Source organism: Sinisalibacter aestuarii (assembly GCF_027923545.1).
GTDB classification, from domain to species: Bacteria; Pseudomonadota; Alphaproteobacteria; order Rhodobacterales; family Rhodobacteraceae; genus Sinisalibacter; species Sinisalibacter aestuarii.
Map to the genome: position 1 here is coordinate 727,858 of NZ_BROH01000001.1, position 20,698 is coordinate 748,555.

The window sequence follows — 20,698 nt, forward strand, 5'->3', positions numbered from 1 at the left end:
AGTCAGAGACCATGTCGATTTGGGTGCTGGGCGAGGATCTGCTGCTCGACCATCCGGAGATGACCGAGCCGATGGTTCTCACCCTTGCCGAAGAAGGCCGTTGGGTGACCGAGGCCGACCATCCCGAGATCCCCGAGCCGGCTCTGACGCCGGACGAAGCCGTGCTGGCATGGGCCGGAGACTGCGATCAGGAGGATCTGCCCCGCCTCATCGGTCAAAGCCACGTGGCCATGGCAGGCTCGGTCATGGACATGACGCTGCGCATGTTGCCGGTCGACATGGACACGATCTACGCCATCCTTGAGATCGAGGGCGCGGCCCAGGGCCAGTATGCCGTCGCGCGGCGCGTGGTCTGGCTGAACCGGGCCGGCGAATAGGAGCCGACGATGAAAACGCTACGTGCCGGCCTGTTCGTGACGCTGCTGCTTCCCGTCGCCGCCCTGGCCCAACCAACGTCCACCCTTACGGGCTGCCCGGCGGAACGTGCCGTCTACACGATGGCAACCGAAGGCAACGACCATGTCGTCCACCTGATTCCGGCGCAGACCCGGGCCGGCTGGTCGTCGGACCTTTATCTTCGTCTGACCACTCCGCAGCGCGACTATTGGTTCGTGTTCGGCGTCTCCGCGTCGCAGGGGAACATGACGCTCCTTCCTGTCGGCGATCCCTATGCTCCTGAAGCCCGCGTTGGCGGCCCTGCAAACCTGATCGAAGCATTTCGGTCCCGCTCGCCGGATGCATTTCCTGGCGAACTGCCGTCGCTGCTGCGATTCTACGTGCTGGATGCGGAACTGGGCTTCACACCGGCGCAGCCGCAGCAGGGCCAACCCGCACCTGCCTTTCTGCTGATGCCGGAACTGAACACGGCGCTCTGGTATCACCTGCCGGCACTGACCGACGACCCGTCGGCCGAACGCGATCCGATGCCCCGGGGTATCTTCCGGCTGACGGAGTGTCTCGACACCACCCCGCCCGCCGCCTTTCCGTGATGCTGAACGTGAACGGAGTTGCCTGTTTCAGAGGGTTGCAGGGGTAGGCTCCCATTCAGACGAACGGGGTGGAACGCCCACGCCCGCCGCACTGATGCGCGAAAACCGGAGGATATTGTTCCACCTGTTCCCGATACGCATGGCCTGACCATGGGCCTTGTCACTGCCCTGTTCGTGCATTCTGCTGCATTCTTCTGAGCAAAGCCCGCCCGCATGCGGCAGAAGAGGAGCCTCGAATGGGCGGGCGCCCGGACGCATTTCACGTCGTCGGAGGTGTCACTACCCGCAGGGACTTGCCCGTCGCAGCCGTTGTCGGCCAGCGCGACCGGGTTCCTGGCACAGAAGGCTTTGCCGCGACTCGGCACCGATGTCGCCGGAAGCGACCGGGCGGTCGCTTGTCTCTCAGGTGCGGACCGGTGTCGGGCAGAACCCGGAGCCGGGAGACAGGCGAGGTCTCCGAGGGACAACGGGACAGGTCGCAGACAAGATCGTGTTTTGCAGAATGGATGGGAAAGACCGGCTCATTTGTTCGGAGCCGCAGCCGCAGGGCACATCCGTCGACCTGAACGACGAAATTCCTCCGCTCGACCGGAGCGTTCGCCATCGGCACAGCCGGATCCGGTAGTAGTGGCAACGGCACCCGCCCATTGCATTGACCAAAGTCATTGCTCTTTCCGGGCGATATGCCAGAGTGTGCGATCAAGGAAGAGACGGCATGGTATTTTCGATCTCCTTTCTCGGCCGCCGTGCCGCAGGTAACGACGGATCGTCCGGCGTGTTTTCCCGACCACCCATCCTTCCCGGGGCAAAAGTGTTGCAGGTGCCCAAAGCCGCACCCGTGACGATGACTCGTCCAGTCCCACAAGAAGAGGCTGCGTAGTGACATGACCGATCCTCAGATCCCGGTTGATCTCCTGCAGTGGGGTCTTGCGCTGTTGCCGATTGCCGTTCTGATGGTGCTAATGGTCGCGCTGCGCTGGACGGCGCCTCAGGCCGGCGCGTTCGGGATGTTCGCCGCTGCCGGCATATCTCTCCTTGCGTTCCGGACACCCCTGGAAACCCTCGCGGTTGGCGGGGCCAAGGGCGTTTGGGATGCTCTGTTCATTCTCTATGTCGTCTGGCCCGCGCTGCTTCTCTATCAGGTTACGGATCAGGCCGGTGGGTATGAGGCGCTACGTCGGGGGATCACAAGATTCAGCAACAACGAGCTTTTCGTCGTGCTGGCCCTTGGCTGGGTGTTTTCCTCGTTCCTGCAGGGCATCGCGGGCTTCGGCACGCCGATCGCCGTGGTCGCGCCCCTGCTGGTGGCCTTCGGGGTGCGGCCGATCTACGCCGTGGCCATCCCCATCATCGCTCATGTCTGGGCCAAGTTCTTCGGTACGCTGGCGGTGGGCTGGCTTGCCACGCTTCAGGTCGTCGATCTGGCCGACGAGGCTGAGGTGGCGTTTCAGACCGGTCTGCTTTTGATCATTCCGGTGGTTCTTGGCGGCTTCACCGTTGTCTGGATGTATGGGCGCGGGCCAGCGCTGCGCCATGCCTGGCCGCTGGTCCTGATCATCGCGGCGATTCACGGCGGCGGCCAGGCAGTGATGACGCTTGTCGATCCGGTATTGTCAACGTTCATTCCCGCCACGCTGGCCTTGCTCGCGCTTTATCCTCTGTCGCGCTGGAAGCGGTATGCGGACCTGCCCGACACGATCACCGACCGGCCGGCCATGCGCACAGTGCGCGCGCACGGTGCTGTCGAGGCCGCTGCGCCGATGAGTTTTGCGATGTCGTTCCTGCCCTACATCTTGCTGACCGGGCTGACCATCGGGGCGCTGGTGATCGAGCCCCTCAATGCCGTGCTTGGCCGGTTCAGCGTCGGCCTTCCGTTCCCGGAGGCGACAACGGGATACGGCGTCGTGCGGGCGGCGGCGGAGCCTTATTCGCCCATTGCGCCACTGACCCACCCCGGCACCTTTCTGATCCTCACATCCGTTGTGACCTGGATGATCTACCGCGCGCGCGGATACTACGCGGCGCAGGCGTTGCCCGAGGGCGGTGAGGCCGGCGAGCGTTCCGTGATGCGCGCGCTCCTGGCAGATGCCATCCCCGCCTCGGTGCCGGTGATCGCCTTTTTGGCGATGGCGCAGATCATGAACCATTCGGGTCAGAATGACGTGCTGGCGCTGGGGATCGCGGCGGTGGCCCCGGCGATGGCATTCGCCTTCCTGTCTGGCAGTATCGGGGCATTGGGGGCCTTCATGACGTCCAGCAGCACATCGTCGAATGTGCTGTTCTCGGATCTGCAACATTCGGTTGCTGAGCTGAAATCCCTGCCCGAAGCCGGCATCATTGCGGCGCAATCGGCGGGCGGAGCCATCGGCAACGCCATTGCCCCCGCCAACGTTGTGCTGGGGGCCAGCACCGCGGGCATTGCAGGACAGGAGGGGGCGATCATCCGCAAGACGCTGCCCTGGACGATAATCGCCGTTGTACTGACGGGGGCAGCGACGGTGCTGCTGGTCTGGGTGTTTCCATGACGGGTGAGGTGAACCGGATATGAATCGACTTGTAACCCTGGCACTGTCTCTGGCCTTCCTGCTGATTGCCTTTCCGCTGATCAGCATCGGAACCACGAACGGCCCGCCCTTGCTGTGGTGGCTCGGGCTCATGGCCCTTGCCATTGGCGGGATCCTTCCCCCGCTGCGCCGCGTCTTTCCCCCAAAAGAGCCGTTACCGAAACCCACCAAAGTGGGTCTGCCGGAAGACGAGCGGGTGTCCTGACACCAGAAAAGGAACACGACAATGACCAATTCCAATGGACCGCGCACGGGTCGCCCCCCGATTTATGCAATGCGGGGCATGGTGTCCTCGCCCCACTACCTTGCTTCGGAATCCGGCATGAAAGCGCTGCGGCAGGGCGGGAGCGCTGTCGACGCATCCATCGCGCTGAACCTGACCATGGCGGTAGTCTATTCCCATATGTCGGGCCTCGGCGGGGATGGTTTCTGGCTGCTTGCCGGTGGCAAGACGACTGGTGTCGAGGCCATTCGTGCCAGTGGCCCGTCCGCTGCCAGGGCCACGATCGAGCACTACCGCAAACACGGTCACACGGATGCCATTCCGGATCGGGGGCCCCTGGCGGCGCTGACGGTTCCGGGTGCGCTGGACGGATTCCGCATAGCACATGAGCGGTATGGCAAACTCGACTGGGCCGATCTGTTTGAGGATGCCATCCATTACGCGCGGCACGGATTTGCCGTCACCCGGTCTCTGGCCGACTGGCTGGTCGCCGACGAAGCCTTGCTGAGGCAATACCCCGGCATGGCGGAGATCTTCCTGCCGGATGGCAAGCCGCAGCGCGAGGGCGGCTTCATCGCTCAGCCAGGGCTGGCCGACACGCTTGAACTGATCGCCAGAAAGGGTGCGCGCGATGCCTTCTACGAGGGTGAACTGGCCGCACGCATCTGTGCCGGTTTGCGGCCCGGAGGCTCACCGCTCGCACCCGAGGATTTTGCCGATTACCACGCTGAATGGGTTGCGCCGATCAGTACCAGCTATCGTGGCTACGATATCTATCAGTTGCCGCCCAGCACCCAGGGCATGACGGCGATTCAGGTGCTGAACCTGCTGGAAGGTTTCGATGTCGCGGGATGGGGTGACAACACGGCGGACTATTATCACCACATGGCCGAAGTACTGAAAGTTGCCGCCGCCGACCGTGACGAGTGGCTGACCGACCCGAACTTCGTCGATATCCCGCTGGAGACACTGCTGAGCAAACCCTATGCCGATGAGCGCCGCAAGCTGATTAGAGCAGACCGCTCACTGGCGGTTGACGGTATCGAACCGGGCCTGCGCTATGGCGCGGAGTTCGATAAACCGGCGCCGCGGGGCGGGACGGTGTACTTTTGCGTCACCGACAGCGACGGGCTGATGGTGTCCAAGATCCAGTCGCCCTACTATGATTTCGGTGCCTGCGTGATGGGCGGAGATACCGGTATCATCATGCAGAACCGGGGCAGTTTCTTCTCGCTTGATGAAAACCATCCGAACCGGCTGGAGCCGAAGAAGAACACGTTCCACACGATCATCCCGGCACTGGCCGTCAGGGATGGTATGCCAGCGATCGCCTATGGCACGATGGGCGGCGAGGGCCAGTCCCAGACCCAGGCGGCGATGCTGACCCGCATGATTGATTTCGGGTATGATGTGCAGCAGGCGATTGAGGCACCCCGCTGGCTCTTTGGGCGTACATGGGGTATGGAATCCCGCGATCTGTGGATGGAATCCGATATTCCCGAAAATGTCCTGCGAGAGCTGTCCGTGCGCGGCCAGCCCGTGAAACGTGTCGGGCGCTGGGACAGTATCGTGGGCCATGCCCAGGCGATCCGCTGGAATGCCGGCACGGGGTTCTACGAAGGAGGCGCCGATCCGCGTGGCGACGGCTGCGTGATCGGCTACTAGAAGATCCGAGGCAAACCACAACCCGTCCGGGGTATGGATGTTCGAAGAGGCACCCATGCCCCGGGTCGCGAGATCAGTAGAGGAGAACACACATGTACGAACATATTCTCGTTGCAGTCGACGGCTCCGAACTTGCTCACAAAGGGCTTGAGCATGGCTTGGTACTTGCCAAGGCGCTTGATGCAGACATTACCGTACTGACAGTGTCCGAACCTATGCACCCGGACTCGGTGCGCGCCGCGCGATTGGCGGGTCTCGACAACATCGTCATCGACTATAATCGGCAGCTTGAGAGTCTGGCGAAAGAACGCTTTGAAGTTGTGGAAGGCCGCGCGCGGGATCACGGTATTGAAGTGAACGTGGTGCATAAGATCGATGAGTCTCCGGCTGAAACCATTGTCCGGCTGGCCAAGGCGAGAGACTGCGATTTGATCGTGATGTCGTCGCACGGGCGGCGGGGCATTCAAAAGATACTCCTTGGAAGCCAGACATCGGAAGTATTGGTCAAGGCGTCCGTTCCTGTGCTGGTCATACGGTAGCCGTCTGATCCAATGGTTTGATGGTGCGATCCATTCGTCGGAATGGAAGGAGGGTTGGGGAGCAGGTTCGGCACGGGAGCGCCGCGACTGTGCACGCCCTCCAGGCAGCAATACAGCAATCGCACATTCCGAACGCGGAACGGAGCCGTGAGATCAGGATCAAACCTAGGCTTTACCGGGGAGGCGGGAACGGGGAAGGTATTCGCGGGCAGCAGACCACCGCGTCCGCCGCAACGGTGCCATCGTCGACCTGCGGCTGCGCTCGAAATCCGCCGGTTGACCGCTGCCCCGCGTCTCGCCGTCAGGCCGGTCCGGCCTGCAGCGTCCCCGTCGGGCGCATTTGTTTCCGATCGGCGTCCGCGATACGGGCGCCTGGGCCGGTTTGGCCGCGAATCTGCGTTGCGGCATGGCGCAGGTTCATGCTTGAACGGATGGATGCGGCCTGTTTGCTTCAGGTCCTGACCCGTTTGCGAGATCGAAAATGTCCAGATATGTCCTCACAGCCACCTGCGCCTCGACCCGTGGAATCGTCGCGGCCATTTCGGGTTTCCTCGCCGAAACCGGTTGCAACATCACCGACGCGGCGCAGTTCGACGATCCACAGACCGGCAACTTCTTCATCCGGGTGAGCTTCCATTCCGAAACCGGGGCCGACATTCAGGCGCTCAGCCGTGATTTCGCCGGGGTCGCGGGGCCCTTTGGCATGGACTTCGCCTTCCATGACGAGGCCGAGAAGATGAAGGTTGTGATCATGGTGAGCCGTTTCGGCCACTGCCTCAACGATCTGCTTTATCGCTGGCGGATCGGTGCGCTGCCCATCGAGATCGTCGCCGTGATCTCGAACCACATGGATTATCAGCGGGTCGTCGTGAACCACGATATCCCGTTCTACAACATCAAGGTCACGCCGGAGAACAAGCCGCAGGCGGAGGCCGCGATCATGCAGGTGGTCGAGGAGACCGAAGCCGATCTGATCGTGCTTGCCCGCTACATGCAGATCCTGTCGGACGAGATGTGTCAGAAGATGTCGGGGCGTATCATCAATATCCACCATTCCTTCCTGCCCTCGTTCAAGGGCGCGAACCCCTACAAGCAGGCTTTCGAACGCGGGGTGAAGCTGATCGGGGCAACGGCGCATTACGTGACTGCGGATCTTGATGAAGGTCCGATCATCGAGCAGGACATTGTGCGCGTGACCCATGCGCAAAGCCCGCAGGATTACGTCTCGCTGGGCCGCGAGGTGGAAGCTCAGGTCTTCGCCCGCGCGATCCATGCCCACAGCCATCACCGGGTGTTTCTGAACGGGAACAAGACGGTGGTGTTCCCGGCCTCGCCCGGCGGCTACGCGTCGGAACGGATGGGCTAGGCGGGCCTTTTCGGCTTCCGCACCCCGGCCCGCAAGATCGCCGGGGCCGCGCTCAGGCGCGGATCACCCGGGGATCGTCGCTGTAGAGCGCGGCCACCAGATCGGCGCGGTGGCTGCGCACCGCGCGCTGGTTGACAGAGCCCTTGTCGGTCACCTCGCCCCGGTCGAGGTCGAGCGGCTCGATCATCACCATGGCGCGCGGCACCCGCAACGAAGCGCCGGTGGCGCCGGCGTTGTAGGCGGCGAGGCGGCCCGAGATTTCGTCGCGCAGGCTGTCCTGCCCCCAGAGCGTGGCATCGTCCAGCGCGCCGGAGCCGAGCAGCATCTTTTCCGCCGCCGGGCGGAACGGCACGATCAGGATGCCAAGCTCATCCTCGCCTTCGCCGACGATCACCACGTCGCGGGCCAGCCCGCCGAGCGCGTCGATCAGACGGGCGCGCAGCGCCCCCACCGCCACCCAGGTGCCGGTGGACATCTTGAAGTTCTCGGCCACCCGCCCGTCGAAGAAAAAGCCCTTCGCGGCATCGTCGGGGTCGGCGAAGCGCAGCGCGTCGCCGAGGCGGTAAAAGCCCTCGTCGTCGAAGGCGTCGCGGGTCAGCTCTTCGTTGCGCCAATAGCCCGGCGTCACGTTCGGCCCCTTCACCCGCGCCTCCCATTTGCCGTCGTTCGGCACCAGCTTCAGCGTAAGCCCCTTCGCGGGCACGCCGATATTGCCCGGGCTTGCCTGCGGTTCGGTCTGGAACAGGGCGAAGGGCGCCGTCTCGGTCGCGCCGAGGCCGGAGGCAAGCAGAATCTCCTCGCCGGTCGTGGCGATCGCCATCTGTTTCAGCTCGTCCCATGTGTGCTGAGCCATTGCCGCGCCGGCGTAATAGAGCAGCTTGACGCTGGAGAAGAAGTGCGCCGCCAGAGCCGGATCGTCCTGCATCGCTTCGAGCAGCATCTCGAAGCCGACCGGCACGTTGAAATACCAGTTGGTGGCGACGTCGCGCAGGTTGCGGATGGTTTCGGCCATGCCGTCGGGCGTTGGCCGGCCGCCGTCGATATGGAAGGTGCCGCCGCCCCAGATCGCGACGTTGAACATCAGGTTGCCCGCCGCCACATGGTTCCACGGCGCCCAGTCGAGGATGATCGGCGGTTCCTCCTTCAGATAGGCGTAGCAATCGTAGACCTGCTCCATGTTGACGCAGAGCATCTTCTGGGTCTGGATCACCGCCTTGGGGCTGCCGGTGGTGCCGGAGGTGAACATGAATTTCGCCACCGTCTCCGGCCCGGTCGCCGCGCGGGCGGTGTCGACCGCCGCGGTGGGCACGGTTGCCAGGATCTCCTCCCAGTTCGCGCCCGCGCCGCGCAGGCCCAGGCGGGGCAGGCCGGGAAAGGCGGCGTCCATCGCCGGGGCGAAACGGTCGAGATCGTCGGCAAAGACCGCGCCGGGCGTGATCTGGTCGCGGATTTCGTGGAGCTTGGCGTAATCCTTCGACACCAGCGCATAGGCCGGGGCCAGCGCCGCCGAGGGGATGCCGACATATTGCGCCCCGAGCGCCATGAGCGCGTGACTGATCGAATTGCCCGAAAGGATCACCAGCGGACGGTCGGTGCTCAGCCCGAGGCCGAGCAGGTATTGCCCGATGGCGCGGATATGGGTGAGCAATGCGCCATAGCTGACCCGCTGCCAGTCGCCCCCGCCGGGCGCGCGCTCGGCCATCCAGATGCGATCCGGCGCGACCGCGGCCCAATGCTCGATCCGCTCCGAGATCACCCGGGGGTATGGGCCAAGCTCGCCGGTCTGGCGCACGATCACGGCGCCGTCGGCTCTGGTTTCGGTCGCGATCTCGGCGTCCCACAGCTTTACGGGCCGCAGCTTCGGCTTGGTCATGGCATCCTCCCTCATCGGCTTTATGGGCCGAGTCTCGAAAATAGTTTACGTGGAAACTATTTCCGTGGATAGTGAAAACCGGCGACTCGCGGAAGACGGCGCCAGGGAGGACAAGACGATATGGACTACCTGACCTACGAGCTCAGGGGCGAAATCGCGCTGGTCGGGCTGAACCGCCCCGAAAAGCGCAACGCGATTTCGGATGCCTTCATCGAAGAGCTTGCGGTCGTGATCCGCCGGGCCGAGGCCGAGGCGAAAGCGGCAGTCATCTTCGGCCATGGTCCGCATTTCTGCGCCGGGCTGGACCTTGCCGAGCATGTGAAGAAAACCCCGTTCGAGGGCGTCCATGGCTCGCGGCGCTGGCACGAGGTGTTTGGCTGGATTCAGAAGGGCAAGCTGCCGTGGTTCGGCGCGCTGCATGGCGCGGTGGTCGGCGGCGGGCTGGAACTGGCCTCGTCGCTGCATGTCCGCGTGGCCGACAGCACCGCCTTTTTCGCGCTGCCCGAGGGCCAGCGCGGCATCTTTGTGGGTGGCGGCGCCTCCGTCCGCTCGGCGCGGCTCATGGGCCTTGCCCGGATGACCGACATGATGCTCACCGGCCGGTCGGTGGACGTGGACACCGCCGAGCGCTGGAACCTCGTGCAATATGTGGTCGGCGAGGGCGAGGCGCTGCAAACCGCCATCGCACTGGCCGAAAAAGCGGCGAGCAATGCCGAGATTTCCAACTATGCCATCATCAACGCCCTGCCGCGCATTCAGGACATGGCGTCGGATGACGGGCTTTTTGTCGAGAGCTTCATCGCGTCCTTCACCGCCACCAGCCCGGAGGCCGAAGAGCGGCTGCAGGCCTTCCTTCAGAAAAAGGCGGGCAAGGTCGCCCGGCCCGGAGAGGCGGGATGACCGACGCGCTCACAGAAACCCTCGACGACGAAATCGTCGAGCTGGGCGAGATCACCGGCTCGCTCGGGTTTCTGTTGCGCATGGCCCAGCTTCGCGCCTTCGACTACTTTTTTCAAACCCTCGGCGAGCATGATCTGCGGCCCGGCGAGTTCACCGTGCTCTGGGTGATCGGCCTCAATCCGGGGCTCAGGCAGGGCACCATTGCCCGTCGCCTGCATATCAAGCCCGCGCATATGACCAAGCTCATCCAGAGGCTGTCGGCGGCGGGGTGGGTGACGCGCACCGTGCCGCAGGATGACCGCCGCTCGGTCCGCCTCGCGCTCACCGGCGAGGGCGAAGCCTTCGTCGCGCGTTACCGTGACGGGTTCCTGCACGCCCATCTGGCCGAACGCTCCAACCTCGCCCCCGACGACGCCGAGCACCTCATCGCGCTTCTGCGCCGCTATTCCGGGCTGGAAGGAGCCGGCACATGAGCCTTGATCTCGACAATATCGTCGCCATCGACGTGCACACCCATGCCGAAGAGCCGTGCAACCATGCGCGCGACGATGGCTATAACGAATTTCAGCAGGGCATGGCCGCCTATTTCAAAAACCCGGCAGGCCATCAGGGGATGCTGCCCAGCGTCGAGGAAACCGCCGCCTATTACCGCGAGCGCCGGATTGCGGCGGTGATCTTCCCCGTCGATGCCGAGCGCGAGACCGGCTTTCACCGCTATTCCAACGAGGAGGTGGCCGAGATCTGCGCCGCCAATGACGATATACTCATCCCCTTCGCCTCCATCGACCCGTGGAAGGGCCGCATGGCCGCGCGCGAGGCGCGCCGGCTGATCCGCGATCACGGCGTGCGCGGCTTCAAGTTTCACCCCACCTATCAGGGCTTCTGGCCGAATGACCGGATGGCCTATCCGTTCTACGAGGTGCTGGAGGAAGAGGGCGTGGTGGCGCTGTTCCACACCGGGCAGACCGGCGTCGGCTCCGGGATGCGCGGCGGCATGGGGATGCGGCTGAAATATTCCAACCCGATGACGATTGACGATATCGCGGTGGATTTCCCCGATCTCAGGATCATCATGGCGCACCCCTCCTTCCCCTGGCAGGAGGAGGCGCTGGCCGTCGCCCAGCACAAGGCCAATGTTTATATCGACCTCTCGGGATGGAGCCCGAAATACTTCCCCGAGATCCTGGTGAAATATGCAAACTCGTTGCTGAAGAAGAAAATGCTTTTCGGGTCCGACTGGCCGGCGATCACGCCTGACCGCTGGCTGGCCGATTTCGAAAATGCCCCGTTTCGGGATGAGGTCCGCCCACTCATTCTGAAGGACAACGCTCGGAGGCTGCTGAACCTCTGAAGGGCGACAACAGGGAGAGAGAGATGAACAAGACCCTCAAAATTGCCGGACTGGCCCTCGCCGCTGCGATGGCCTGGACCCCGGTGCAGGCGCAAAACCTGCTGCTGGCCCCCGCGGCCCCGCCGGTGCACCCGGCCTATTACATGTATGAGCGCTTCTCCGAATATCTCGCGGAAGAGACCGGCGGCGCGATGACCGGCACCATCCTCGGGCCGGAAGTCGTCGCCCTGCCGCAGATGAAGGACGCGCTGCAGACCGGGCTGGCCAATGTCGGCAACGCGCTGCCGCTCTACTTCGCCGCCGACTTCCCGCAAACCGGCGTGGCCGGCGATCTCGCGCTTCTGGGCCGCAACCCCTACGCGATGGGCCTGGCGATGACCGAATTCGGCGTCACCTGCGGCGTCTGTCAGGACGAGTTCAAGGCGTTCGGCGCCGTGTTCCTCGGCTCGGGCTCGTCCAACGTTTATGCGCTGATCACCACCAAGCCGGTGCGCTCGCTGGACGATCTTCAGGGCCTGCGCCTGCGTTCGGGCGGCGCCCCCTACTCGCGCTGGGCCGAAAACTTCGGCGCGACCCCGGTCAACCTGCCGGTGGGCGACACCTTCGAGGCGATGAGCCAGGGCACGATCGACGGCACCATGGCCTCGATCGTCGACATGCTGTCCTACCGTCTGGTCGACATCGCCAAATACGTGACCGAAGTGCCGCTGGGCACCTACCACGTGACCTCCAACTTCTCGACCGCCAATGACATCTGGGCCGGGATGAGCGTGGAGCAACGCACCCAGTACGTGCGGGCGGCCAACCGCGGCAACCTCGCCTTCACCGACCGCTGGGGCTACCAGCTTCCGGCCGAGGCGATGACCGCGGTCGAGGCGACCGAGATCGAGATGATCGCGCCGGGCGATGACTTCCTCGCCGCCTCCGACGCTTTCGCGGCGGAAGACGCGGCGGCCAAGGCGGCTGAAAACGAGCTCTCGGCCCAGTTCGCGGCCCTTGTCGAGAAATGGGACGGCATCGTCGCCGAAGTCGGCGAAGACCCCGAGGCGCTTGCCGTGCGCGCCTGGGACGAGATCTGGTCGAAGGTCGATTTCTCGACCTACGGCATGTGATCGCGTCGTGATCCATCTGGCCCGCCCCAGCCACGGGGCGGGCCATTTCCTCTTGCCCGCAGCGTGAGCCTCATGCATCGCCTCGTCACCTTCGCCGCGCTTGCGGCCAAAATCCTCGGCTATATCGGCGCGCTTGCCGTGGCCGCCATGATGCTGCACATCAGCCTCGACGTGATCCTGCGCAACGCTTTCCGTATCTCGCTCGACACCGTGCCCGAGATCGTCGCGCGCTATTACATGACGGCGCTCGCCTTCCTGCCGCTCGCCTGGCTCGAAATCCGGCGTGACATGATTTCGGTGGAATTGCTCGATTTCGCGCTGACCGCTAGAAGCCGCCGCATCTCCGATACGCTGGTCATGGTGATCGCCGCCGTGATCTACACGATGCTGGCCTGGACCAACTGGGACAAGGCGCTCGCCGAGACCCGCGTGGGAACGCTCGTCGAGATTGCCACCTACAAGATGCCGGTCTGGCATTCCTTCTATTTCTCCGCTGTCGGCTTCACGCTGGCAGCCGTCATCAGTGCCATCCTCGCGCTTGGCCAGTTCCTGCCCGCCATCGGCGCGCCGCTTGAGGAGGCCGCGAATGAGCGTTGAAACCGGTATCTGGGGCGTTGTCGCTCTCGGCGTCCTGCTCTTGCTCCGTCTGCCGGTGGCGCTGGCGCTGATCATCGTGTCTTTCTCCGGCATCTTGTCGATGATCGGGCTTAAGCCCGCGCTCGGTGTGCTTGCCAACACCCCCTATTCCTTCGTCGCAAGCTGGACGATGAGCGCGGTGCCGATGTTCCTGCTGATGGGCTTCGTCGCCTTCCATACCGGACTGACCGGCGGGCTGTTCGATGCCGCCAAGGTCTTCCTCGCGCGATTGCCGGGCGGGCTGGCGATCTCGTCGATCTTCGCCTGCTCGGGCTTCGCCGCGCTTTCCGGCTCTTCCGTGGCCACCGCCGCCGCGATGGGGCGTATCGCCATCCCCGAGATGGTCAATGCGGGCTACCGCCCCTCGATTGCCGCCGGCTCCATCGCCGCGGGCGGCACGATCGGGGCGCTGATCCCGCCATCCATCCTGATGATCATCTACGGCATCATCGCCGAAACCTCCGTCACCCAGGTGTTCATCGGCGGGGTGGGGATCGGGATCGCCACCGCAATTTCCTACACCATCGTCGTGCTGATCATCAGCCTCACCCGCCCCGATATCATCCCGCCGCGCGCAAAGGTCGAAGCGGGCGAGGGCGCGCGCGTCTTCGTCAGGCTGCTGCCGATCGCGGTGCTGATCGCGATCGTGTTCGGCGGGTTGTTCGCGGGCCTCTTCACCGCCACCGAGGCGGGCGCGGTGGGCGCGCTCGGCACGGTGATCGTCGCCGCCGCCACCGGCAGGCTCAGCCGTCAGGCGATCGCACGCTCGCTGATCGAAACGGTCACCACCACCGGCTCGCTCCTGATCATCGGCATCGCGGCAACGATGTTCACCCGCTTTCTCGGCCTGTCGGGCCTGCAGAACTTCATCGCCCAGGCGGTGTCGAATGCCGAGCTTGGCTATGTCGGGCTGATGGTGATCATCGTCCTGATCTACCTCGCCCTCGGCACCTTCATGGAGCCCTTCGGCGCCATGCTGGTGACGCTGCCGGTGTTTCTGCCAGTGCTGGAGGCCCAGCATATCGACCTTGTCTGGTTCGGCGTTCTGGTGGTGAAGCTGCTTGAGATCGGGATGATCACGCCGCCTGTCGGGCTGAACGTCTTCGTGATCCGGAACGTGGCGCATCAATACGCCTCGGTGATGCAGATCTTCAAAGGGGTCGTCCCCTTCCTGATCGCCGATATCGTCGTGGTCGCCGTAGTGATCGCCGTGCCGGGGCTGGTGCTGTTCCTGCCGGGGCTGCTTTAGACGGAGACGCTTTTCAGCAACGCATCTTTTGCCAGTTCGCCCTTGCCGCCTTCGAGGATCACCTCGCCCCGGCGCAGCACGGTGAAGGTGTCGGCCAGCTCATAGGCAAACTCGAAATATTGCTCGACAAGCACGATGGCCATCCGGCCTTCGTCGCGCAATTTCCGGATCACCTCGCCGATCATCTGGATGATGTTGGGCTGGATGCCCTCGGTCGGCTCGTCCATGAGCAGCAGCTTGGGCCGGGTGATCAGCGCGCGGGCAATGGCGAGCTGCTGTTGCTGACCGCCCGAAAGATCGCCGCCGCGCCGGTGCTGCATCTCCCTGAGCACCGGAAACAGCTCGAACATGTCTTCCGGCACCGCGTGATCGCCTTTCGGCAGGCAGGAAAAGCCGGTTTCGAGGTTTTCGCGCACGGTCAGCAGCGGGAAAATCTCGCGCCCCTGCGGCACCAGGGCGATGCCCTTGCGGGCGAGCGCATGGGCCGGCAGCACCGGCAGGCTCTCGCCATCCAGCGCCACCGTGCCGCCCGAGCGGTTATGCCGCCCGGAAATGGCGCGGATGAGAGAGGTCTTGCCCACCCCGTTGGTGCCCATCACGCAGGTGACCGCGCCGGTGCTGGCCTCAAGGTCGATCCCGTGCAGGATCTGGCTGTGGCCGTAATGCAGGGTGAGGTTCTCGATTTTCAGCATGATCTAGCGCCCCAGGTAAACGTCGATGACCTGCTGGTCGGCGGTCACATGGTCGAGGCTGCCTTCGGCCAGCACCGAGCCTTCATGCAGCACGGTCACCCGGCAATCGAGGCGGCGGATGAATTCCATATCGTGCTCGACAACCACCACCGCGCGGGTTCTGGCCGCTTCGACGAGGATTTCGGTCGTATGCTCCCGTTCCGCCGGGGTCATCCCGGCGGCGGGTTCGTCCACCAGCAGAAGGCGCGGCTCCTGCGCGAGCAGCATCCCGATTTCCAGCCATTGCTTCTGGCCATGGCTGAGTTCGCCCGATTTGCGCGTCAGCTCCTCGGCCAGCCCGATCTCTTCGGCCAGGTCCGCCACCCGGTCGAGGTCTTCGCCCGCAGGCTTCCAGAACAATACGCGGAACGGCCCACGGTCCTTCTTCAGCGCCATGAGCAGGTTTTCCTGCACCGACTGGTCTTCGAACACGGTGGGTTTCTGAAACTTCCGCCCGATCCCCTCGCGCGCAATCTGCGCCTCGTTCATCTTCAGCAGCGACCGGCCCAGTTCCCCCCAGAGGATGCGGCCCTCGTCGGGTTTGGTCTTGCCGGTCACAATGTCCATGAACGTGGTCTTGCCCGCCCCGTTCGGCCCGATGATGGCACGCAGCTCCGCCGGGCCGATTTCGAACGAGAGGTTATTGATGGCGCGAAACCCGTCGAAGGTGACCGAAACGCCCGAGACTTCCAGCAGCGCGCTCATTCCTCGGCCTCCTTCTCGCGCAAGGAGCCCATATCGGGGCCAAGATCGGCGCCGTGCCGGTCGGGCGTGCGCCGCCCGGTCCAGAGATCGAACAGCCCGCCGATGCCCTTGGGGGCAAAGAGGGTGACGCCGACGAAGCTGAGGCCCAGCAGGATCGTCCACCAGTCGACCCAGGAGATCGTGTAGAAGCCGAGGTTGATGTCAGGCGCCTGCCCGCCGGTGAAATACGTCGAGACGAGCGAGACGAACACGGCCCCGATCACCGCGCCATAGAGCCTTCCGCGCCCGCCGATGGCGACCCAGACGGCGAGGTAGATCGAGGCAATGGGCGCGATTTCGGCGGGGTTCACGATGCCCGCCTGCGGGTAGTAGAGCGCCCCGGCGATACCGGCGATCATCGCCGTTACGGTAAACAGGAACAGCTTGTAGCCCTCCACCGAATAGCCAAGGAAGCGCACCCGCGCCTCGTTGTCGCGGATGCCGCGGATCACCGAGCCGAACTTGCCCGAGACGATCCAGGCGGCAAAGACATAGCCGAGCGCCAGCGCCAGCGCCGAGGCCCAGAAGAACCACACCGAGAGCACCGATTGCGGCACATGGTCGAGATGAGGGATGTTCTGCAGCCCCGAAAGCCCGTTATTGCCGCGCAATCCGCTGTCGTTCTGGAACAGGTAGAGCGAAAGCGCGAGGGTCATCGCTTGTGTGAGGATCGAGAGATAGACGCCGGTCACGCGCGAGCGGAAGGCGAGCCAGCCGAAGATCAGCGCGAGCAGGCCGGGCACGGCGACGACGAGGATAAGCTGGATCGTCAGGCTGTCGGCAAAGGCCCAGACGGGCGGAAACTCCGACGAGCCGACAACGCCGAAGATCTGCGTGCCGATGGCGTCCACCACCTCCTGATCGGTCGGCGGGATCGGCGACGACGCCAGCGAATCCACGACGATCTGCCGCGTGCGCTCATACATCAGCCACATGCCGATCATATAGCCGCCGAGGCCGAAGAAGGCGAAATGGCCGAGGCTGAGAATGCCGGCATAGCCCCAGACAAGGTCCATCGCCACGGCGATAAGCGCGAGGGTCAGGGTCTTGCCCAGCGTTTTCACGAAGCTGGTGGAGATGATCCCCATTCCAAACCCTTCCGACATCACCGTCACGGCAATGGTGAACAGCGCCAGCACGGCAAGGAAGATCAGCACCGAGGGGTTGCGGGCGAGGAAGGTGCGGTTCATGCCCGGCCCTCCGTTCGGGCGCCGGAGTTTTTGCAAAACTCCGGGCCGTTTTCTTTCAAAGAAAACATGCGCGTCATGCTCAGTCCCCCGCTGCCCGTCCCTTGAGCGCGATGATCCCGCGCGGCCGGAACTGGATGAAAACAATGATGAAGATGATCATGTAGGTCTGCGCCGCCAGCGTGTTGGAGGGGTTCAGCCATTCGATCCCCTTTTGCAGCCCGCCGATCAGCCCGGCACCCAGCAGCGTGCCCCAGATATTGCCGACGCCGCCCACGACCACCGTCATGAAGCTCTGCACGATGTAATCCTGCCCAAGCTCCGAGGTGACCTTGGCAAACAGGCCGATGGCCACGCCCGCGATCCCGGCAATGCCCGAGCCGAGGCCGAAGGTGAGCATGTTGACCCGCCCCGGATTGATCCCCATTGCACCGGCCATGCCCGGGTTCTGGGTCACCGCCCGCGTCTCCAGCCCCAGCCGGGTGCGCTTCATGATGAAGAGAAAGAGCGCGAGGAACAGCATCGCCAGCACGAAGATCGCGATCCGGATATAGGAGATCGAAACCACGTCGTTCAGCACCCAGGCGCCGCCCAGCCAGTCGGGCGAGGTCAGCGGCCGCGCCTGCGTGCCGAAGATGTTCTTGAACAGCTGTTGCAGCGCGATCGAGATGCCGAAGGTCGCCAGCAGCGTTTCCAGCGGGCGGTTGTAAAGCCAGCGGATCACCAGCCGTTCCATCGCCACCCCGGCGGCGAAGGTGACGGCGAAGGCAAGCGGGATCGCCACGGCGATGGAGGCGGTATGATTGGGGATGAGCTGCTGCACCACGTAGCCGGTATAGGCCCCCATCATGATGAACTCGCCATGCGCCATGTTGATCACCCCCATCACCCCGAAGGTGATGGCAAGGCCGATGGCGGCGAGGAAATAGATCGAGCCGAGCGAGAGCGCGTCGAGCCCGAGATCGAGCGCCTGGTTCAGCCCCACCTTGGTGCTGATCCGCGTCAGCGCCGCTTCCGCGGCCCCGGTCACGGCGGGTGAGGGTTCGGCATAGATCTGGGCGAAGCGGTGCGCATCGAGCGCGGCGGAAATCTCGGCCTCGGTGCGGTAGGCGGGCACGAGCCCCCCGGCGGCGAGCGCGGTATAAGCGCCGACGCGCCGGGCCGGATCGGACAATTCCGCCACCGGCACACCGCCCACATTCCCAGCGTCGATATGCGCGGCCAGAGCGGCGCGCACATCGCCTTCGGTCACGCGCGGCGGGGCCAGCCCGGCTTCGGCGAGCATGGCATAGGCGGTGTCGCGCGGCAGCGCCTCCGAGCCGGGGCGCAGCACGCGGGCCACGTTGATGCCCCCGGGCACCTCGCCCGCGTAAACTCTGAGCGTGGTCGCCACCAGCGGGTTGAGCGCGGCCCGCACATCGACGCCAAGATCGCCCGCCATCTCCTCGATGGCCGCGATCCGCGCCGCTTCGTCGGGGTCATAGGAAATCGTCAGCAGCCGTTCCAGCCGCTCCTTGCGGGCCTTGAGCGCCGCGTCGGCCTCTGGGTCTATCGAGGCGCGCAGCGGCGCCAGAAGATCGGCATTGGCGCTGCGTTCGAGCGAGGTCAGCGCATCGGCGCGGCGGGCCGGGTCCGGATCGAGAAGCTGGAATTGCACCAGCGCCGTGCCAAGCAGCCCGCGCACCCCGGCATTCGGCTTGAGCTGGGTCAGATCGCCCTTGTCGGCCTCGCCTATCGCGTCGCCGCTGTCGAAGTCGATCAGCCGGTAGGTGCTGGCGTCGATCTGTTCGGCGCGGAAGAACCAGCCATCCGACTGGCGCTGCCACATATCCTTGGCCTGCCAGGCTTCCAGCACCGCCTGCGCCTGCGGCAGCCCGGAGCCCGCCACCGCATCAATGGCCGGACCGATGGTCCTGCGCGAGCTTTCGGCGATGACCTCGGCATGTGCCTGAAGCACCGTCTGCATCGGGCCGGGTTCGCTTTGCGCGAAGGCCTGGGTCGCCAGCAGAAGCATGGCCAGAAGGACCAGAAAAAACCGTTTCAGCATATGCCCGCGCGCCCCAGGAGAGTGACGGCGGCGAGGCCGGGGCCCCGCCGCCGGTTGGTCTTAGTAGTTCGAGCCGATCTGCACGCAGGTCTCGGTCTCGGTGTTGTACATGCCGCAGCCGAGATCTTTCCAATCCGACACCAGCACCGCCGATTCCGGCAGGAAATCGGTCCAGGCATCGCCCGGCACCGGCTCGGTCTGGCTGATGATGTCGAACTGGCCATCGGCCAGGATCTCGCCGATCAGCACCGGCTTGGAGAGGTGATGGTTCACCCCCATGACGGCGGTGCCGCCGGTGAGGTTGGGGAATTCCTGGCCCCACATCGCCTCGCGCACGGCATCCACATCGGTGCTGCCGGCGGCGGTGGCGGCGTTCACCCACATGTTGAAGCCGATATAATGGGCTTCCATCGGGTCGTTGGTCACCCGCGCCTCGTCGCCGATGAACTCGTGCCAGGCGGCGATGAATTCGGCGTTGGCCGGCGTGTCGGCGGACATGAAGTAGTTCCACGCGGCAAGATGGCCGACGAGGTTCGAGGTGTCGAGGCCCGAAAGCTCTTCTTCCCCCACCGAGAAGGCGACCACGGGAATGTCGTCCGCCGAAATCCCGGCGGCGGCAAGCTCCTTGTAGAAGCCGATATTGGCGTCGCCGTTGATGGTGGAGATCACGCCCACCTTCTTGCCGTCGGCCCCCAGCGCCACCACGTCGGCGACGATCTTCGACCAGTCCGAATGGCCGAACGGGGTGTAGTTGACGAAGATGTCCTCTTCCGCGATCCCCTTGGATTTCAGGTAGCTCTCAAGAATGTTGTTGGTCGTGCGCGGATAGACGTAATCGGTGCCGAGCAGCGCGAATTTTTCCACCCCGAGCTCGTCGAGGAAATAATCGGTGGCCGGGATCGCCTGCTGGTTCGGCGCGGCGCCGGTATAGAACACGTTTTTCGAGCTTTCCTCGCCCTCGTATTGCACCGGGTAGAACAGAAGCCCGTTCAGCTCCTCGATCACCGGCAGCACCGATTTGCGGCTCACCGAGGTCCAGTTGCCGAAGATCACGTCAACCTCGTGAACGGTCAGAAGCTCGCGGGCCTTTTCGGCGAAGAGCGGCCAGTCCGAGGCCGGGTCGACCACCACCGCTTCCAGATCGCAGCCGAGCAGGCCGCCCTTGGCGTTCTGCTGCTCGACGAGCATCAGCATCGTGTCTTTCAGCGTGGTCTCGGAAATCGCCATCGTGCCCGAGAGCGAGTGGAGAACGCCAACCTTGATCGGGCAATCCTGGGCGGCGGCGGCAGTACTCATCGCGGCAGCGGCGACGGTGCTGACAAGCGCAGTCTTAATGAAATTCATCTGTCTCTCCTGGAGCGCGGGGGTTGACCTGCGTCATTGAAGCAAAGCGCATTTTCCGGCAGGGTCCCCCCGCAACGTCTTAGGTTGCATCCGTGTGGCGGCCGGGCAGAGCGCAACTTCGTTTGGCCGTCACACACCCCCTCAACTCACATCGGCGTGACGAGGCAGGCACCAAGAC

At 64.3% G+C, this 20,698-nt stretch carries 19 protein-coding genes; 13 read left to right on the forward strand and 6 right to left on the reverse strand.

What is annotated here, in order from left to right; translation table 11 throughout:
• Positions 1–11: 11 nt before the first annotated feature.
• From QMG28_RS03690 to purU, 7 genes are all read left to right on the forward strand, one after another.
• Positions 12–377: a hypothetical protein gene (locus tag QMG28_RS03690; protein ID WP_281840805.1), complete on the forward strand. Its 366-nt coding sequence runs from the start codon at positions 12–14 to the stop codon at positions 375–377.
• 9 nt (positions 378–386) lie between these two features.
• Positions 387–989 (forward strand): hypothetical protein, encoded by a 603-nt coding sequence (locus QMG28_RS03695; RefSeq protein WP_281840806.1) that lies wholly within the window; start codon positions 387–389, stop codon positions 987–989.
• Positions 990–1,873: 884 nt separating this feature from the next.
• A complete protein-coding gene (locus tag QMG28_RS03700; protein ID WP_281840807.1) occupies positions 1,874–3,514 on the forward strand; it encodes an L-lactate permease in 1,641 nt (546 codons plus the stop codon).
• A gap of 19 nt (positions 3,515–3,533) precedes the next feature.
• Positions 3,534–3,758 (forward strand): hypothetical protein, encoded by a 225-nt coding sequence (locus tag QMG28_RS03705; RefSeq protein ID WP_281840808.1) that lies wholly within the window; start codon positions 3,534–3,536, stop codon positions 3,756–3,758.
• A 21-nt stretch (positions 3,759–3,779) separates the two neighbouring features.
• Positions 3,780–5,441, forward strand: a complete 1,662-nt coding sequence (gene ggt, locus QMG28_RS03710) for a gamma-glutamyltransferase (protein WP_281840809.1) — start codon at positions 3,780–3,782, stop codon at positions 5,439–5,441.
• 92 nt (positions 5,442–5,533) lie between these two features.
• A complete protein-coding gene (locus QMG28_RS03715) occupies positions 5,534–5,980 on the forward strand; it encodes a universal stress protein (RefSeq protein ID WP_281840810.1) in 447 nt (148 codons plus the stop codon).
• A gap of 481 nt (positions 5,981–6,461) precedes the next feature.
• Positions 6,462–7,346, forward strand: a complete 885-nt coding sequence (purU, locus tag QMG28_RS03720) for a formyltetrahydrofolate deformylase (protein ID WP_281840811.1) — start codon at positions 6,462–6,464, stop codon at positions 7,344–7,346.
• A gap of 52 nt (positions 7,347–7,398) precedes the next feature.
• Here purU and QMG28_RS03725 read toward each other — a convergent pair whose 3' ends face one another.
• Complete coding sequence (locus QMG28_RS03725) at positions 7,399–9,219, reverse strand: feruloyl-CoA synthase (RefSeq protein WP_281840812.1); 1,821 nt, start codon at positions 9,217–9,219, stop codon at positions 7,399–7,401.
• Positions 9,220–9,339: 120 nt separating this feature from the next.
• Here QMG28_RS03725 and QMG28_RS03730 point away from each other — a divergent pair, with 120 nt between their 5' ends.
• From QMG28_RS03730 to QMG28_RS03755, 6 genes are all read left to right on the forward strand, one after another.
• Complete coding sequence (locus QMG28_RS03730) at positions 9,340–10,119, forward strand: crotonase/enoyl-CoA hydratase family protein (RefSeq protein ID WP_281840813.1); 780 nt, start codon at positions 9,340–9,342, stop codon at positions 10,117–10,119.
• On the forward strand, positions 10,116–10,592 hold the full coding sequence (locus QMG28_RS03735) for a MarR family winged helix-turn-helix transcriptional regulator (protein WP_281840814.1): 477 nt from the start codon (positions 10,116–10,118) through the stop codon (positions 10,590–10,592). Before QMG28_RS03730 ends, QMG28_RS03735 begins: the two co-directional genes overlap by 4 nt.
• The gene (locus QMG28_RS03740) at positions 10,589–11,470 is read left to right on the forward strand and encodes an amidohydrolase family protein (RefSeq protein ID WP_281840815.1); all 882 of its coding nucleotides are present in this window, start codon (positions 10,589–10,591) and stop codon (positions 11,468–11,470) included. The genes QMG28_RS03735 and QMG28_RS03740 overlap by 4 nt, the downstream gene beginning before the upstream one ends.
• A gap of 23 nt (positions 11,471–11,493) precedes the next feature.
• Positions 11,494–12,582: a TRAP transporter substrate-binding protein DctP gene (gene dctP / locus QMG28_RS03745; protein ID WP_281840816.1), complete on the forward strand. Its 1,089-nt coding sequence runs from the start codon at positions 11,494–11,496 to the stop codon at positions 12,580–12,582.
• 72 nt (positions 12,583–12,654) lie between these two features.
• Entirely contained in the window at positions 12,655–13,179 is a 525-nt protein-coding gene (locus QMG28_RS03750) for a TRAP transporter small permease (RefSeq protein WP_281841059.1), read from the forward strand.
• Positions 13,169–14,467, forward strand: a complete 1,299-nt coding sequence (locus QMG28_RS03755) for a TRAP transporter large permease (protein WP_281840817.1) — start codon at positions 13,169–13,171, stop codon at positions 14,465–14,467. The genes QMG28_RS03750 and QMG28_RS03755 overlap by 11 nt, the downstream gene beginning before the upstream one ends.
• Here the strand turns inward: QMG28_RS03755 and urtE are convergent.
• The 5 genes from urtE to urtA form a co-directional block, all read right to left on the reverse strand.
• Positions 14,464–15,159, reverse strand: coding sequence for an urea ABC transporter ATP-binding subunit UrtE (urtE, locus tag QMG28_RS03760; RefSeq protein ID WP_281840818.1), 696 nt, complete (start codon positions 15,157–15,159; stop codon positions 14,464–14,466). The genes QMG28_RS03755 and urtE overlap by 4 nt on opposite strands.
• A 3-nt stretch (positions 15,160–15,162) precedes the next feature.
• Positions 15,163–15,903: an urea ABC transporter ATP-binding protein UrtD gene (gene urtD, locus QMG28_RS03765; protein ID WP_281840819.1), complete on the reverse strand. Its 741-nt coding sequence runs from the start codon at positions 15,901–15,903 to the stop codon at positions 15,163–15,165.
• Positions 15,900–17,132 (reverse strand): urea ABC transporter permease subunit UrtC, encoded by a 1,233-nt coding sequence (gene urtC / locus QMG28_RS03770; RefSeq protein ID WP_281840820.1) that lies wholly within the window; start codon positions 17,130–17,132, stop codon positions 15,900–15,902. The genes urtD and urtC overlap by 4 nt, the downstream gene beginning before the upstream one ends.
• A gap of 79 nt (positions 17,133–17,211) precedes the next feature.
• A complete protein-coding gene (urtB, locus tag QMG28_RS03775; protein ID WP_434784415.1) occupies positions 17,212–19,176 on the reverse strand; it encodes an urea ABC transporter permease subunit UrtB in 1,965 nt (654 codons plus the stop codon).
• A gap of 60 nt (positions 19,177–19,236) precedes the next feature.
• Complete coding sequence (gene urtA / locus QMG28_RS03780) at positions 19,237–20,520, reverse strand: urea ABC transporter substrate-binding protein (protein WP_281840821.1); 1,284 nt, start codon at positions 20,518–20,520, stop codon at positions 19,237–19,239.
• Between the last annotated feature and the right edge of the window lie 178 nt (positions 20,521–20,698).